Source organism: Flavobacterium sp. (genome assembly GCF_027531905.1).
Lineage (GTDB): Bacteria > Bacteroidota > Bacteroidia > Flavobacteriales > Flavobacteriaceae > Flavobacterium.
Genome location: NZ_JAPZSU010000014.1, coordinates 70,978 through 85,156 on the forward strand (window position 1 = coordinate 70,978; position 14,179 = coordinate 85,156).

The 14,179-nt window shown below is 33.5% G+C and carries 13 protein-coding genes; 6 read left to right on the forward strand and 7 right to left on the reverse strand.

All coding sequences use genetic code 11. From position 1 onward, the window contains the following. Positions 1–42 precede the first annotated feature (42 nt). Entirely contained in the window at positions 43–717 is a 675-nt protein-coding gene (locus O9307_RS04850) for an alpha/beta hydrolase (RefSeq protein WP_298295897.1), read from the reverse strand. Positions 718–960: 243 nt separating this feature from the next. Here O9307_RS04850 and O9307_RS04855 point away from each other — a divergent pair, with 243 nt between their 5' ends. Then, the gene (locus O9307_RS04855; protein WP_298295899.1) at positions 961–1,245 is read left to right on the forward strand and encodes an N-acetyltransferase; all 285 of its coding nucleotides are present in this window, start codon (positions 961–963) and stop codon (positions 1,243–1,245) included. Between the two features lie 36 nt (positions 1,246–1,281). Here O9307_RS04855 and O9307_RS04860 read toward each other — a convergent pair whose 3' ends face one another. Then, positions 1,282–2,409 (reverse strand): hypothetical protein, encoded by a 1,128-nt coding sequence (locus O9307_RS04860; RefSeq protein WP_298295901.1) that lies wholly within the window; start codon positions 2,407–2,409, stop codon positions 1,282–1,284. Between the two features lie 162 nt (positions 2,410–2,571). Here O9307_RS04860 and O9307_RS04865 point away from each other — a divergent pair, with 162 nt between their 5' ends. Genes O9307_RS04865 through O9307_RS04875 form a run of 3 tightly spaced genes read left to right on the forward strand, consistent with a single transcriptional unit; the run spans position 2,572 to position 6,133 of the window. Then, complete coding sequence (locus O9307_RS04865; protein WP_298295903.1) at positions 2,572–3,978, forward strand: TolC family protein; 1,407 nt, start codon at positions 2,572–2,574, stop codon at positions 3,976–3,978. A 29-nt stretch (positions 3,979–4,007) separates the two neighbouring features. Then, positions 4,008–4,961 carry a biotin/lipoyl-binding protein gene (locus O9307_RS04870; RefSeq protein WP_298295905.1) on the forward strand — a complete coding sequence of 318 codons (954 nt, stop codon included), beginning with the start codon at positions 4,008–4,010 and terminating at the stop codon, positions 4,959–4,961. Positions 4,962–4,963: 2 nt separating this feature from the next. Continuing rightward, positions 4,964–6,133 (forward strand): ABC transporter permease, encoded by a 1,170-nt coding sequence (locus tag O9307_RS04875; protein ID WP_298295907.1) that lies wholly within the window; start codon positions 4,964–4,966, stop codon positions 6,131–6,133. A 142-nt stretch (positions 6,134–6,275) separates the two neighbouring features. Here O9307_RS04875 and O9307_RS04880 read toward each other — a convergent pair whose 3' ends face one another. The 5 genes from O9307_RS04880 to O9307_RS04900 all read right to left on the reverse strand — a co-directional run bounded on the left by O9307_RS04880 (position 6,276) and on the right by O9307_RS04900 (position 12,414). Then, positions 6,276–7,706, reverse strand: coding sequence for an anion permease (locus O9307_RS04880; RefSeq protein ID WP_298295910.1), 1,431 nt, complete (start codon positions 7,704–7,706; stop codon positions 6,276–6,278). Between the two features lie 21 nt (positions 7,707–7,727). Further along, positions 7,728–8,879, reverse strand: a complete 1,152-nt coding sequence (locus O9307_RS04885; protein ID WP_298295912.1) for a porin — start codon at positions 8,877–8,879, stop codon at positions 7,728–7,730. Between the two features lie 143 nt (positions 8,880–9,022). Beyond that, positions 9,023–10,660, reverse strand: a complete 1,638-nt coding sequence (locus O9307_RS04890) for an ABC-F family ATP-binding cassette domain-containing protein (RefSeq protein ID WP_298295914.1) — start codon at positions 10,658–10,660, stop codon at positions 9,023–9,025. A gap of 174 nt (positions 10,661–10,834) precedes the next feature. After that, positions 10,835–12,010 carry a GlmU family protein gene (locus O9307_RS04895; RefSeq protein ID WP_298295916.1) on the reverse strand — a complete coding sequence of 392 codons (1,176 nt, stop codon included), beginning with the start codon at positions 12,008–12,010 and terminating at the stop codon, positions 10,835–10,837. 152 nt (positions 12,011–12,162) lie between these two features. Then, on the reverse strand, positions 12,163–12,414 hold the full coding sequence (locus tag O9307_RS04900; protein WP_024981357.1) for a type B 50S ribosomal protein L31: 252 nt from the start codon (positions 12,412–12,414) through the stop codon (positions 12,163–12,165). A 240-nt stretch (positions 12,415–12,654) separates the two neighbouring features. Here O9307_RS04900 and O9307_RS04905 point away from each other — a divergent pair, with 240 nt between their 5' ends. Both O9307_RS04905 and O9307_RS04910 read left to right on the forward strand, forming a co-directional pair. After that, a complete protein-coding gene (locus O9307_RS04905; protein WP_298295918.1) occupies positions 12,655–13,188 on the forward strand; it encodes a DUF4199 domain-containing protein in 534 nt (177 codons plus the stop codon). 9 nt (positions 13,189–13,197) lie between these two features. After that, positions 13,198–14,154, forward strand: coding sequence for a glycosyltransferase family 2 protein (locus tag O9307_RS04910; protein ID WP_298295920.1), 957 nt, complete (start codon positions 13,198–13,200; stop codon positions 14,152–14,154). The last annotated feature ends 25 nt before the right edge of the window (positions 14,155–14,179 follow it).

The window sequence follows — 14,179 nt, forward strand, 5'->3', positions numbered from 1 at the left end:
TGCTTAATTTATAAAAAACAAAAGGCGATTAACTTAGTAAAGTTAGTCGCCTTTTTTAATTCCCTTCAAAATTATCTCTGGCAAATGTTCGTTCAGCCATCGAAATCGAAACAAAATCATGGCGTGATTCCCTCCTGGAACAATTATACAATTAGTAATATATTTGATTGGAAAAACATCGTCTTGATTGCCATGAATATGAATTACTGATGAATCTATCACAGTTCTTTCCCAAAGAATCACCTGTTCAATGGCCCAATCCAAATAATTAATATCCCGAACCGAAAGGAATTTTTCATACAATTTGAGTCGGCTTTTTATTTTTTCACCAAAAGAAAATTTAGCTAAATTCTCTACATTCAAAATCAAACTCGTAGGAATCAACTTGTAAGCTTTAGTAGTTTTGGCAACTTTCATTCGTCTAGGAAATTCTAAATTGCTCTTAACACTCGAAATGATGATTAAACGAAATGGATTCAAAAAAGCTGCCATTTCTTGAACCAAAATACCCCCAAAAGAAACCCCAATCAATACTGGGTTTGTATGAATAACTTTAGTACTCATTCGCCTAGCGTAGTCAGAAAGCGTTTCGTTGACCAAGGGAATCTCCCATTCTAACAAAATGACTTCAAATTGCTCCTTAGGCAAATCAATTCGTTCAAAAATAGCAGAACTGGCCGCCAAACCTGGCATAAAATAAACAGGGATTTTACTCATTATATTTCAAATCTAATACAAGCTAAAATTAGTTTTAAAAATACAAAGACAAGCCATCCTTTAAAAATAATAATCAACTTTCTTTAGTTTCGTTTCTTTAAAAAACAAAAAAAGAACCTCAAGAAACATCACACATTCACTATTTATTGATTATCAATTCCTTACCTTTGCGAGATAATATTCTTTAACCACAAAAGAATAATCATATGTTTCAATCCAAATTTCTGAAAAACAATCTCATCAATGGAAGTTAAAGACAATATTTTTGCAAGACAATTTGAAACCATTGTTCCTGAAGGGCTTTTAATCGTTGAATATTCCTTTCAAGAGAAAAAGATATTTTTAACAAAATTCAATGCCCCCGATTCATTTTCTGATGAAGAAATAATTCAGCAATTTTTCAAAGCAATCCTAGACACTATTAGCGAACGCAATTTGAAAGCCGTACCAATCTTGCCTAAAATAGTTCTTTTCTTTAAAAAAAATCCATCCTATAAAGAACTTTTACCTCCAGGTATTCGTCTATAAAAAAAGCTACCTTTTCAGGCAGCTCTTATCATTCAACTAATTTCTTCCCCCTCTATTAGACATATTTCCCGATGAAGGTCTAGTGGCGGGTCTAGTAGCAGGTCGTGTTGCAGGTCTTGCTGTTGGCCTTGATGCTGGAGCACTTGGACGCGTCATTGGAGTACTTGGTCTCACATTAGGAGTTGTAGGTCTCGATGTTGATGGTAATCTATCAGAAGGTCTTGTAGACGGACGACTCATATTGTTATTAGAGTTCGTAGGTCTTGTAGTTGGCCTTGTTGTTGGTCGTGTCGTAGGACGATTAGTTGATGGCCTAACTGATGGAGAAGCCGGTTTTCTATATGTTCTTCCATCATAAGTTGCTCTGTAATTTCCATTCACTCTATTGTTTCTTACCACAACCGAAGTAGTTCTTCGATTAGAATAATACACGCGGTGTCCTGGATTACGGATAATTACCGTTCTGTGATAGTAATGATTTCCATAATAATGTCTGTGATACCCCCAGTAATTGTGATAATAAACAGGGCGCCAAGGTCTCCAGTAAGGCGGATAATAGCCCCAATACCAAGGAGAACGCCAAGGAATAAACAGTGGAGAAAACAAATACACTACTACTGGCCAAGCACTAACCGTTGTTCCGCTATTCGTATTATAATTGTTGGTCGTATTATTATTAATTATAACCGTTCCTTCGCCCTTATAGCCTGGATTTGGAGTACCCGAAACTTTGGCTACTTCTGCTGGTTCAACTATATAATCTTTACCGTATAATTCTTCGTCACCAATGATTTGAACCAATATTTGTCCTTTTTTATCTTTTGTTACCTCAACAACTGCGACATCTTGTTTTTCTGATGAACTGACTGCTACTTGCAAAACCACAAAAAAAGAATCTCCTTTTTTCTCACTCACCACTTGAATATAATCAATAGTATTATCGTTGTTCAAATCAAGATTGTTGATTTTGCCCTCTTCATCATTAATCGCTTTCTCAAAATCCTCCAACGTTTTTGATTTTTGAAAAACATCCAATACCGCATACAAATTGAGATTATCTCCTGGCAGCCCTAATGCTTCTGGCTCCTCATTGGATTGAGCATAGATTGAGCTACAAAAACAACTCATTACAAAAAGCGTCAAATACATCAATACATTTTTCATGCCTATAATTTTTACCATTACTATACCTCTAAGATAGACAAATTAGCAAAAGGTTTAATAACAAATAATAATTTGACAAACAATTAGTTGTTATTTTTTTATACTTTTAAAAAACAAACATTTTAAAAATTACTTTTTCAATCTTATTTTAACGATTTCACTATGAAAAGAAGCACCCGCCACCCTATTCATTGGTTTACAGTTTTTCTTTTACTATCCACTATTTCAATTTCTTGGGGACAAATAAATATCTCAACAACCTTAGACGAAGCTATAAATAGAGCTTTAGAAAAAAGTCTTTCCCTAAAAAACAAAGAACTTGAAATTGAAAAACTGAATTTACAAGAAAAAGGAATTTGGAATAAATACATTCCAACGGTTGAAGCCAGTGCTATTTATTCCTATTTCGACAACAAACTCACTGTAGATTTACCTACTACGCAAATTCCAATAATTAATTACCCCCTTTTTGACGGAAAGACAGCTTTTAATAATTATGGAAATCTTTTCAACGGGAGCATCATGGCAAAAACAGTCCTTTTTAGCGGTATGCAAATCCCTAATGGCGCCAAAGCTGTTAAGGAAAAAACCAAAGGAACTCAATATTTAAAAGATTCAGAGAAAGACCAAATCATCAAGGAAGTCATCAATACTTTTGACCAATTGTCGCTTTTGAAAGCTATCGACACATTAATCAAAGACAGCAATAATCGCCTTCAAACCGAAGCAAAAAGGGTTCAAAAAGCAATCGAACAAGGACTTGCAGTTCCTTATGACCGCGATAAAATAAAACTCGCTTCTTTAGAATTGCAATCCAAAAAAGTGGAGCTTGACGGAAAAAGAGAATTAGTTTATAAAAAAATTACTTATTTAACAGGATATTCAATTTCTCAAATAGATAAAGTTTCTTATCAATTAGAACCATACTTACTCTTGAATAGTCAATTAAAAACAGAAAACAAACAAGAAATCAAAGCCCTTGAATCGTTCAAAACAGCTTATGAGTTTTTATTAAAAAAAGAAAAAGGCACGTATCTCCCAACGGTTGGAGCTTTTGGAGGCGTTGCCTATTCAAGTTTATTTAATGCCAAAGCCACTACTCCAGTAATCACAGGAGTTAATCAAGCGCTTTACTTAGGACTCAATGAATTAACCATAAGCAACAATTGGATGATTGGAGCAGCAGTTAAATGGGAGATTTTTACTGGTTTTGAAAGGCAGCACAAAATTCATGAAGCCAAAATAAACATTAATCAATTGCAGAATCAAATCGATGATACTAAAGAAAAACTTGAGCTTTTACTTGAAAACAATTGGGTAAATTATTCGGTTTTGAACAAAAAATTAGAAATTGCTAATCAACAAGAAAAAATAGCAAAAAACAATTTGAATCTTGCTTCGAAACAATATACCCAAGGACTTATCTCAGTTTCTGAACGATTAGAAGCAGAAAATGATTGCTTTAAGAGCGAGGTAAACAAAATTAATACTGTAATTGACCAACGTTTGGCTGCGATAGAAACTATAATAGCTACTGGTGATTTCACTAAACAACTCAAAATACAATAAACAATTTAAATTCAAAAACAGCACTAAAGATGAAAAACACACTCATATTATTCCTCACCCTACTATTGAGCTCGAGTTGTAACCAATCTAAAGACAAGGAACTTCTTCAAGGCAAGGTAGAAAATGAACAAATTGCAATTGTCAGCAAAGTACCCGGAAAAATCATTCGTTTATTAGTAAAAGAGGGGGATTTTGTTCAAAAAGGCGACACTCTAGCCATCCTAGATATTCCTGAAGTAGATGCTAAAAAAAGTCAAGCTGAAGGAGCCGTTTTTTCTGCGAAAGCCCAGTACAATATGGCCATAAAAGGAGCTACTGATAATCAAATCAAACAATTGGAAGCCAAACTAATGGCCTTAAAAGAACAATATCAATTTGCTCAAAAATCAATTCGACGCTTGAATAACATGTTGAAAGACTCTTTAATTCCACAACAAACCTATGACGAAACTTTTGCTAAATATCAAGGTGCATTAGCGCAATACAACGCTGTGCAAGCAGAATTAGCTGATGCCCAAAAAGGCGCTAGAAAAGAACAACAAGAAATGGCTCTAGGACAACAAGAACGAGCTTATGGCGCATTGCAAGAAGTAGAAACAGCCAACAAAGAGCGATTTGTAATTGCGCCTCAAGACATGAGTATCGAAACCATAACTTTGAATCTAGGAGAATTGGCTTTGCCAGGCTACACCCTTTTCAATGGCTCACTCAAAAACAGTACGTATTTTAGATTTACCATTGCAGAAAGCAAGTTAAGCCAAATCAAAAAAGGACAAGAAGTCGAGATAAACATTCCCTACAATAAACAATCCATTAAAGGAAAAGTCACTACTATAAAACAATTAAGTGCCTATGGAAATATAGCTACGGCTTATCCTGACTATGAAATGCAGGAAAGCTTATTTGAAATCAAAATCACACCTATCGAGATTCAAGACACGAAAAATTTGATTCCTAAAACATCAGCAACTTTATCTTTATAACCATGCAAAACTTTTTTTTCCTATTAAAAAGAGAATTCAAATTGTTTTGGCAAAATAGTGTTTTGCGTATGCTCTTTATTGGTGCACCACTCTTATATGCTGTATTATTAGGATATGTGTACAGCAAAGGAAAAGTAACCGACTTACCCATACTTGTCATTGACTATGACCAAACCGAGATGAGCGCCAAAGCCATCGAAATGTTTAATGACGATGAAGTCATCAATGTAGCTAAGGTTTTATACGATCAAAATGATGTGGCAAAAATCACTATTGACGAAGAAGCCAATGCTGTTGTAATTATCCCAAAAGGTTTTCAAAAAATGGTATTTACCAAAAAGTATCCAGAAATAACCACCATTGTCAATACGGCCAATATTTTAACAGCCAATTATGCCTCGACTGCTATACAAATTTGTTTGGGGACTTTAAAAGTTGGAGTTCAGATGGAAACCTTAAGAAAACAAGGCGTACCAGAAAAATTAATTCCCTCTCAATATGAACCCTTTAAAACAACTTTCATAAAAAAATACAATCGAAGCACCAACTACATGTATTACTTGTGGCCAGGAGTATTATCGGCCGTACTACAACAAGTTATACTTTTGGCTTTAGCCTTATCTTTTGCCTCAGAATTTGAGAATGGTACTTTTTACTTTTTAGTTAATAAGAGTAGTTCCATCATTCAAATGATTGGCATAAAAATCATCCCCTATTTGATAATGAGCTTTGGAGTATGGCTTATCTATTGGTTTTTCACCTTTTACTTCCGAATTCCATTTTTCAAAAATCTTCCTGAGCTCACTTTTGTAGCAGGAATTTTTATTCTCTCTGTGTCCTTCATTGGCATATTAGTAAGTATTGTGCTTCCTAATCAACTTAAGGCTACCGAAATTTTAATGGTGATTGCAACTCCAAGTTTTATTTTGAGTGGGTTTAGTTGGCCTTTAAGTCAAATGCCCAATTGGGTTCAAGGTGTAGCTAATGTCATTCCACTTACTCATTTTTTAAAGGCTTTTCGAATACTAATTATTGAAGAAGGGACTTTATCACAAGTAAAGAATCCTATTTATAATATGATTATTATTGGAATAGTTTGTGCAATACTAGCCTTTATCGCACTTTATTTTAAGAAAAAAGAAGCTTTAAAAATAAGTAATACAAAAAATTAAATTTCAAAAATTAGTATTCATATTAAAAAAACTACGTCGTATTTTGTCGTAGTTTTTTTTTCATAAGAACTAATTCATGTACTCAAAACATGTCCTTAATTTAATACCAATAATTTTATTACTTAAGACAACATATTTTATTTTAGAAATACCCAATAACTCCGAGCCAAACCCAACCTGCAATTAAAAAAATTAACAACATTACCACTCCAGTTATAAATCCATTTATCCACCAACTTTTTAAATCAACGAAACCGCCTCCAAAAAACACAGGTGCTGGACCATGTCCATAATGAGTTATGGTCCCATAAATTGAACCGATAAAACCAAGCATATAAGCCATTAACAACGGAGGCACTCCTATTGAAATCCCAACTCCTAACAAAGCAGCATACATAGCAGCAACATGGGCTGTTGCGCTAGCAAACAAATAATGGCTGAAAAAATAAACTCCAATAATGATAGGAAACCCTACCTGCCAGCTTAATCCGCCTATTTTTGACTTTACAATAATTCCAAACCAATCTATAAAACCCAATTCGTTAAGTGAACTAGCCATCATTACTAAAACCGAAAACCAAATAATAGTACCCCATGCGCCTTTCTCAGATTTAATATCCTCCCAGGTTAAAACAGAGGACAACAATAAAATCACTAAACCAATAAAGGCTGTAGTGGTAGCATCTATAGAGAACAAATCGCCCGTCATCCAAAGGGTTAACAAAATCACAAAAGTCAATAACATAAGCCATTCATTCCAGCTAATGGCTCCCATTTCTTTTAGCTTTTGACTTGCCATTTGTGGCGCATCACCTGTTTTCTTTAACTCTGGTGGATAAATTTTGTAAAGCAAAATAGGAATAATTATAAACGACAATAATCCCGGTACTATTGCAGCCTTTGCCCATGACATCCAAGTTATATCAATTCCAAAATCATGTGCAAATTTTTGACACATCGGATTACTAGCCGTCCCTGTTAAAAACATTGAAGAAGCAATAAGATTCATATTATAACTACTTAATGTCAAAAAAGAACCTAGTTTACGGTGTGTTTCAGGTTTATCTGGATCAGAACCAAAACCTATTGCCATTGATTTCATAATTGGGTAAATGATTCCTCCTCCTCTTGCAGTATTACTTGGTACAGCAGGGGCTAACACTAAGTCGGCTAATCCTAACCCATATGCTAATCCTAATGAACTTTTTCCAAAAACTTTAATAAATAAAAAGGCAATTCGATTACCTAATCCCGTTTTGATAAACCCTCGAGCAATAAAAAAAGAAATTCCTATCAACCAAATAACTTTATCTCCAAAACCTTTTAAGGCTAAACTAATTGATTTTCCTGCTTCACCTGGAGCTAAGACTTGAGAAAATGCAGTAATTGCAATTGCAATCATACACATCGTTCCCATAGGAGCAGCTTTTAAAATAATTCCCAAAATCGTAGAAACAAAAATAGCAAACAAATGCCACGCTTCTATCTTTACACCATCAGGAGCAGGAATAATCCAAATACTTAATCCAATTAAAAAAGTAACCAATAGGGGTATAATTTTTACTTCTTTCATAACATACAGTTTAGATTGTTTTTATAAACGACATTGAAATTGCAAGATAAATAATTCATCATCAAATGTGGTAGAATCTGGAATACTATGCTTAAATCGATCGATTTCAAAACCAAATTCAATTCTTCCTCGATAAGCTTTTCCAAATTCTAAACTTACCATAGGTGTATAAGTTTGTCTTACATTAGAATTTACTTTATAATTATTATCAAATGATTCATACCTACATGAAAATTCAATTGATGTTAGTTTTTTATAATTGATAGCATATCTAATATTTGGTAAAAAATAAAAACCCTTCATTTCATAATTTGACAAACTACCTACTCTATTAGCTTCTGGTAATGAAAAAAACAAATTATGATTCGTCCCCTGTTTATATTCAATTTGTCCATCAAAAGAAAATTTATCTGTCAATTTTATATCAAAAGTTGCATCAGCACCTATAGCATAAACATCCTTTTTAAAAACAGATCCCACACCACCATTCAAGCCTAAATTCACTTTATACTTTTTAGACAAACCAAAAACCCATCTCGAAGAATATTGTTTACCGCTATCTTTGTCTTTTTCTTGATTTCTACCATTACCATTTACCACTGAAAATGCATAATGAACAGGTACGTTTTTAATGTCAAAATCTCCCATTAAAGATGCTCCTACTTGAAAACTTGTCCAACCATTTTTACCAAATTCATAATATTGATTTGAAAAATCAAAAGATTTAATAAGGTCTGCAGGTTCAGATTCTTCAATCCCAAAATTAGGTCGAAACTGCCCTGCGGTTACTGATAAATACTTATTAAAAGTGTATTTAGCAAATGCATTTTCTAGAACTTTCGACTTAGGGTCTGATTTAAAATCAGCAAAATTTACCAAAAGAGAAACTTCTAGTTGATCTGTAACTTTAGCACCAACACTAAGTCGAACTCTTTTTAAATCAAAAGTATTTTGAGTAAAATCTCCATTTGAATGATGCAAACCAGCAACATCTACGTTGTCTGTTAATGCATACAAGTATCTCGCTTGAAACAACCCTTTAAATTGAAATTGTGGATAGGAAATATCCTTTTTTGAATTCAGATTAGAATCATTAGTAGATTGAGCATTTAACAAAAAGGGAGCAAAAAACAGCACTACTAATTGTATTAAAAACAAAAAAAAAATATTCATAGACCTATCAATTTAGTTAGACATGTATTCATAAAAACCATAATTTACTTATAATCAATAGTAAACATACTAAATTTAAACACAAAAAAAAAAGTCACTTCAAAACATACTTTAAAGTGACTTTTATTTGTAAATAAATACTTTTATTTCTTTTCGATTTCGCGCATACTGTCCATTTTCTTATGAGCAAGGAAACCTTTGATGTCTTCAAAATGTTCTACTACACGTTTATTTCCAAATTCAAAAACTTTTGTAGCTAATCCGTCAAGGAAATCCCTGTCGTGCGAAACTAGAATTAAAGTTCCATCAAAATCACGCAACGCATCTTTAATAATATCTTTAGTTTTCATATCCAAGTGATTGGACGGCTCATCCAGAATCAAAAGATTTACAGGTTCTAATAACAATTTAATCATGGCCAAACGCGTTTTTTCTCCCCCAGAAAGCACTTTTACTTTCTTTTGAATATCATCTCCTTGAAACATAAACGCGCCAAGAATATTTTTTATTTGCGTTCGAACATCACCCACCGCAATTCTATCAATCGTTTCAAATATGGTGGCGTTTTCATCTAACATTGCGGCTTGATTTTGAGCAAAATAACCAATTTGAGCATTGTGTCCAACTTCTACAGAACCCCCATTAATTTCAATTTCTTTCATAATGGCTTTAATCATCGTAGATTTACCTTCACCATTTTTACCTACGAAGGCCACTTTTTGTCCACGCTCAATTACTAAATTGGCATCTTTAAAAATCAACTTATCGCCATAGGATTTTTCCAAATCTTTAACAATAACTGGATATTGTCCCGAACGAACCGACGGTGGAAATTTCAATCGTAAAGCCGAGGTATCAATTTCATCTACTTCAATTGGAACAATTTTTTCTAACATTCTCACACGAGATTGCACGGCATCGGTTTTAGAAAAAGTACCTCGAAAACGCTCAATGAATGCCTGATTATCTGCAATAAACTTTTGTTGCTCATCGTATGCTTTTTGCTGGTGAACACGTCTTTCTTTTCGCAATTCTAAATAGTGAGAATATTTGGCTTTGTAGTCGTAAATTCTACCCATTGTCACTTCGATAGTTCGGTTTGTAATATTATCTACAAAAGCTCTATCGTGAGAAATTACCATTACCGCTTTGGCTTGATTAATTAAAAAGTCTTCCAACCATTCGATACTATCCATATCCAAGTGATTAGTTGGCTCATCAAGTAGAATCAAATCAGGTTTTGTTAAAAGGATTTTGGCCAATTCAATTCTCATTCTCCAACCACCAGAAAACTCTTTCGTTGGACGATTGAAATCTTCTCTTTCAAAACCTAAACCTTTTAATATTTTTTCAACTTCAGCTTCATAATTAACCTCTTCGATAGAATAATATTTTTCTGAAAGTTCTGAAACTCTTTCAATCAACTTCATATACTCATCACTTTCATAATCAGTACGAATCGTTAATTGTTCATTGATTTCGTCAATTTCTTTTTTCATATTCAAAACACCCGCAAAAGCTTTGGATGTCTCTTCCATAACAGTACAGTTATCTTCCGTCAATAAATGTTGTGGCAAATAAGCTACCACCGCATCACTTGGAGCTGAAATCACACCACGAGTAGGTTTGTTTGCACCAGCAACTATCTTTAACAAAGTAGATTTTCCCGCTCCATTTTTACCCATAAGGGCAATTTTATCAGTTTCATTGATAGCAAAGGTAACTTCACTAAATAGCGTTGTGCCACCAAATTCAACCGCAATATCGTTTACTGTAATCATTTAATTTAAAAATAAAAGGTTAGAGGTTAAAAATCAGATGATTTCGAACGCCAAAATTTTGAAGGTGCAAAGATAGTTTAAATAAAGAATTGCGCAATTGGTAACCCCATTAACTGCAAAAAAAATGCCTCTCCAAAACGAAGAGGCATTTTCTATAAATAACTGAAAAACCAATTATTCTTTGCGATACTTTTTAGTTACTTCAAAAACATGCTCTAAAATTGCTGCTTCCTTTTCGTCAAAAACAATATTTCTTCGAGACATTACCAAACGTGCTGTTTCAAAAGCTTTTTTTGTTAAGTAAGTAGTAAATCCTGAAGCACCTCCCCATGAAAAACTGGGTACAAAATTTCTCGGAAAACCACTGCCAAAAATATTAGCACTCACTCCTACTACAGTTCCGGTATTGAACATGGTATTGATGCCACATTTACTATGGTCGCCCATCATTAAACCGCAAAACTGAAGCCCTGTTTTCGCAAAACCTTCTGTTTCATAGCTCCACAAACGCACTTCTTCATAGTTATTTTTAAGATTCGAATTGTTACTATCAGCACCAATATTACACCATTCACCCAAAACAGAGTCACCTAAAAATCCATCATGCCCTTTATTAGAATTAGCAAACAAAACAGAGTTTTTAACCTCACCTCCTATCCTAGATGCAGGCCCTACTGTTGTTGCACCATAGACTTTTGCTCCCATTTTAACTTGAGCTTTTTCGCACAAAGCAAAGGGACCGCGAATTATGGATCCTTCCATGATCTCAGCATCTTTACCAATATAAATTGGCCCTGAGGAAGCATTTAAAGTAACATATTCCAACTTAGCACCTTCCTCAATAAATACATTTTCAGGAGCAATTACGTTGACACTCTTAGGAATTGGTTGTGATTTCCTGCCTTGTGTTATCAATTCAAAATCTTCTCTAATGGCAGCATCATTTTTAGAAAAAATATCCCACGTGTTTTCAATAGTAATACAATCGTCGTTGTATTCTATAATTTCATAAGTATCGAAATTAACTTCATCTTGATTGTCAGAAGTATAAAATGCAATGATTTCGTCTTTTTTGAAAATAGCTTGATTGGGCTCTAAATTACTCACCAATTCTACCAAAATTTCATTCGGCAAAAAAGAAGCATTGATCATAACATTGCCTTCTAATTCCACCATTGGGTATTTATCAGACAAATATTCTTCGGTTAAAGTAGTGGTAGTCGACCCGAGATATAATTCCCATTTTTGGCGAATGGTCATGATTCCCACCAAAATATCAGCAACGGGACGAGTAAAGGTAAACGGCAACAAAGCATTTCGAGCGGGACCGTCAAAAAGAATGTAATTCATAAAAAAATTGATTTGGCTATTGTTTCTTTTTCGATTTGGTTATCACGGACAAAGTTAATTCATTTTCTGGTATAAATTCTATGCAAACAAGGCGCAAATAAAAAAGCCTCTCTAAAAAGAAAGGCTTCATTGTATTTAAAAACGAGTTAAAATTACTTAACGTGTTTTGCGTATTTAGTTTTGAATTTATCAATACGTCCTGCAGTATCGATAAGTTTAGATTTACCTGTGTAAAAAGGGTGAGAAGTTCTAGAGATCTCCATTTTTACTACTGGATACTCAACGCCTTCGTGAATAATTGTTTCTTTAGTTTCAGCTGTAGATTTAGTAATAAAAACATCGTCATTTGACATGTCTTTGAAAGCAACTAATCTGTAATTCTCTGGGTGAATACCTTTTTTCATCTTAAATCTTTTTTTATTAGTTCAATTATAATTTGTTTTGCAGCTTTTCTTCTGAGTGAAAAGGTATAAACATCTTATAACTTTTTATTTACACTATTATTTTTGAGTGTGCAAATTTACACTTATTTTTAGAATTACAAACCTTTACTTTGTTTTTTTTAGCTTTTCCTTCAAAACATTTTTTAGCCTCCATAAAAGCAGAATTGCTATATTTGTGGACTAATTAAAAAACCAACCACCATGATCAACGAAATTATTAAAAAAAACGGAATTACTTTTGGGATAATAAGCGGCATTATCTCTTGTTTAATTACTGCAACTATCTATGCTATTGATTTGAATTTATTCCTTAAATCATGGATTACTATAATAACAATCACAACCTCAATTATTCTTTCAATAGTCTTACTATCTAAAACAAAAAAAGAAATTCAAACCGATTTTTCCTTCAAAGATGCATTTACCACTTATTTCATCTATGCAGTTGTTGGTGTATTAATTTCAACATTATTCAACATAGTACTATGGAATTTTATAGATCCTTCAGCAAAGGAAACTTTGAACGAACTCTTCATAAAATATACTGCTTCAATAATGCAAAAATTTGGAGCTCCTTCCTCTTCAATTAATGAAGCTATTAAAGGAATGAAAGAAAGCAGTCCTTACGATATCGATTCATTATTAAAAGGAATGATAACAAGCATAGTTTTCAGTTCAATCTTTGGACTAATTATGGCTGCCTTTTTCAAAACAAGAAAAACACATCAAGAATAAAACAATTAAATGAATTTATCTATCTTAATACCACTTCTTAACGAAGAGGAATCCTTACAAGAATTGTACACTTGGATTCTAAAAGTGATGCAATCTAATAATTACTCCTATGAAATCCTTTTTTTGGATGACGGAAGTACCGACAATTCTTGGTCCATTATTGAAAATTTTGCCGCTACAAATCCCTTTGTAAAAGGGATTCGTTTTATGAAAAACTTTGGCAAATCGCAAGCGTTACATGCTGGATTTGCTCAAGCCAAAGGTGACGTAATCATCACGATGGATGCCGATTTACAAGATAGCCCTGACGAAATTCCAGGATTATACAATATGATTACCGAACAAAAATATGACTTGGTTTCGGGTTGGAAAAAGAAACGCTACGACTCGGTTGTAGCCAAAAATCTTCCTTCCAAATTATTCAATTGGGCGGCGAGAAAAACTTCAGGTGTTGAACTGAACGATTTCAACTGCGGATTAAAAGCCTATAAAAATGTAGTAGTCAAAAACATTGAGGTTTCTGGCGAAATGCACCGTTATATTCCAGTTTTGGCTAAAAATGCTGGTTTTGGAAAAATTGGAGAAAAAGTAGTACAACATCAAGCTAGAAAATACGGAGAAACCAAATTTGGAATGGACCGTTTCATTAATGGATTCTTAGATTTGATTACCATTTGGTTTTTGTCGCGTTTTGGCAAAAGACCGATGCATCTTTTTGGCGCTATTGGCTCTTTAATGTTTATTATCGGATTTTTTGCAGCTGCTTATATTGGTGTTTCAAAACTGTATCATATGTATAACGACATGAAGTACACTTTGGTTACCAATAATCCTTGGTTTTATATTGCCTTAACCACAATGGTTTTGGGTACTCAACTATTTTTGGCTGGTTTTCTTGGGGAAATTATCCTAAGAACCAAAAACAATGAAGCGCGATACAAAATTGCCAATCAAATCAATTTATAAAGTCATTCAAATACACTTTAAAACA

Coding starts and splice junctions, on each gene's coding strand:
- O9307_RS04850 (WP_298295897.1), bottom strand. CDS start 717: ATGAGTAAAATCCCTGTTTATTTTATGCCAGGTTTGGCGGCCAGTTCT.
- O9307_RS04860 (WP_298295901.1), bottom strand. CDS start 2,409: ATGAAAAATGTATTGATGTATTTGACGCTTTTTGTAATGAGTTGTTTT.
- O9307_RS04885 (WP_298295912.1), bottom strand. CDS start 8,879: ATGAATATTTTTTTTTTGTTTTTAATACAATTAGTAGTGCTGTTTTTT.
- O9307_RS04895 (WP_298295916.1), bottom strand. CDS start 12,010: ATGAATTACATTCTTTTTGACGGTCCCGCTCGAAATGCTTTGTTGCCG.
- O9307_RS04870 (WP_298295905.1), top strand. CDS start 4,008: ATGAAAAACACACTCATATTATTCCTCACCCTACTATTGAGCTCGAGT.
- O9307_RS04880 (WP_298295910.1), bottom strand. CDS start 7,706: ATGAAAGAAGTAAAAATTATACCCCTATTGGTTACTTTTTTAATTGGA.
- O9307_RS04890 (WP_298295914.1), bottom strand. CDS start 10,660: ATGATTACAGTAAACGATATTGCGGTTGAATTTGGTGGCACAACGCTA.
- O9307_RS04855 (WP_298295899.1), top strand. CDS start 961: ATGGAAGTTAAAGACAATATTTTTGCAAGACAATTTGAAACCATTGTT.
- O9307_RS04910 (WP_298295920.1), top strand. CDS start 13,198: ATGAATTTATCTATCTTAATACCACTTCTTAACGAAGAGGAATCCTTA.
- O9307_RS04875 (WP_298295907.1), top strand. CDS start 4,964: ATGCAAAACTTTTTTTTCCTATTAAAAAGAGAATTCAAATTGTTTTGG.
- O9307_RS04905 (WP_298295918.1), top strand. CDS start 12,655: ATGATCAACGAAATTATTAAAAAAAACGGAATTACTTTTGGGATAATA.
- O9307_RS04865 (WP_298295903.1), top strand. CDS start 2,572: ATGAAAAGAAGCACCCGCCACCCTATTCATTGGTTTACAGTTTTTCTT.
- O9307_RS04900 (WP_024981357.1), bottom strand. CDS start 12,414: ATGAAAAAAGGTATTCACCCAGAGAATTACAGATTAGTTGCTTTCAAA.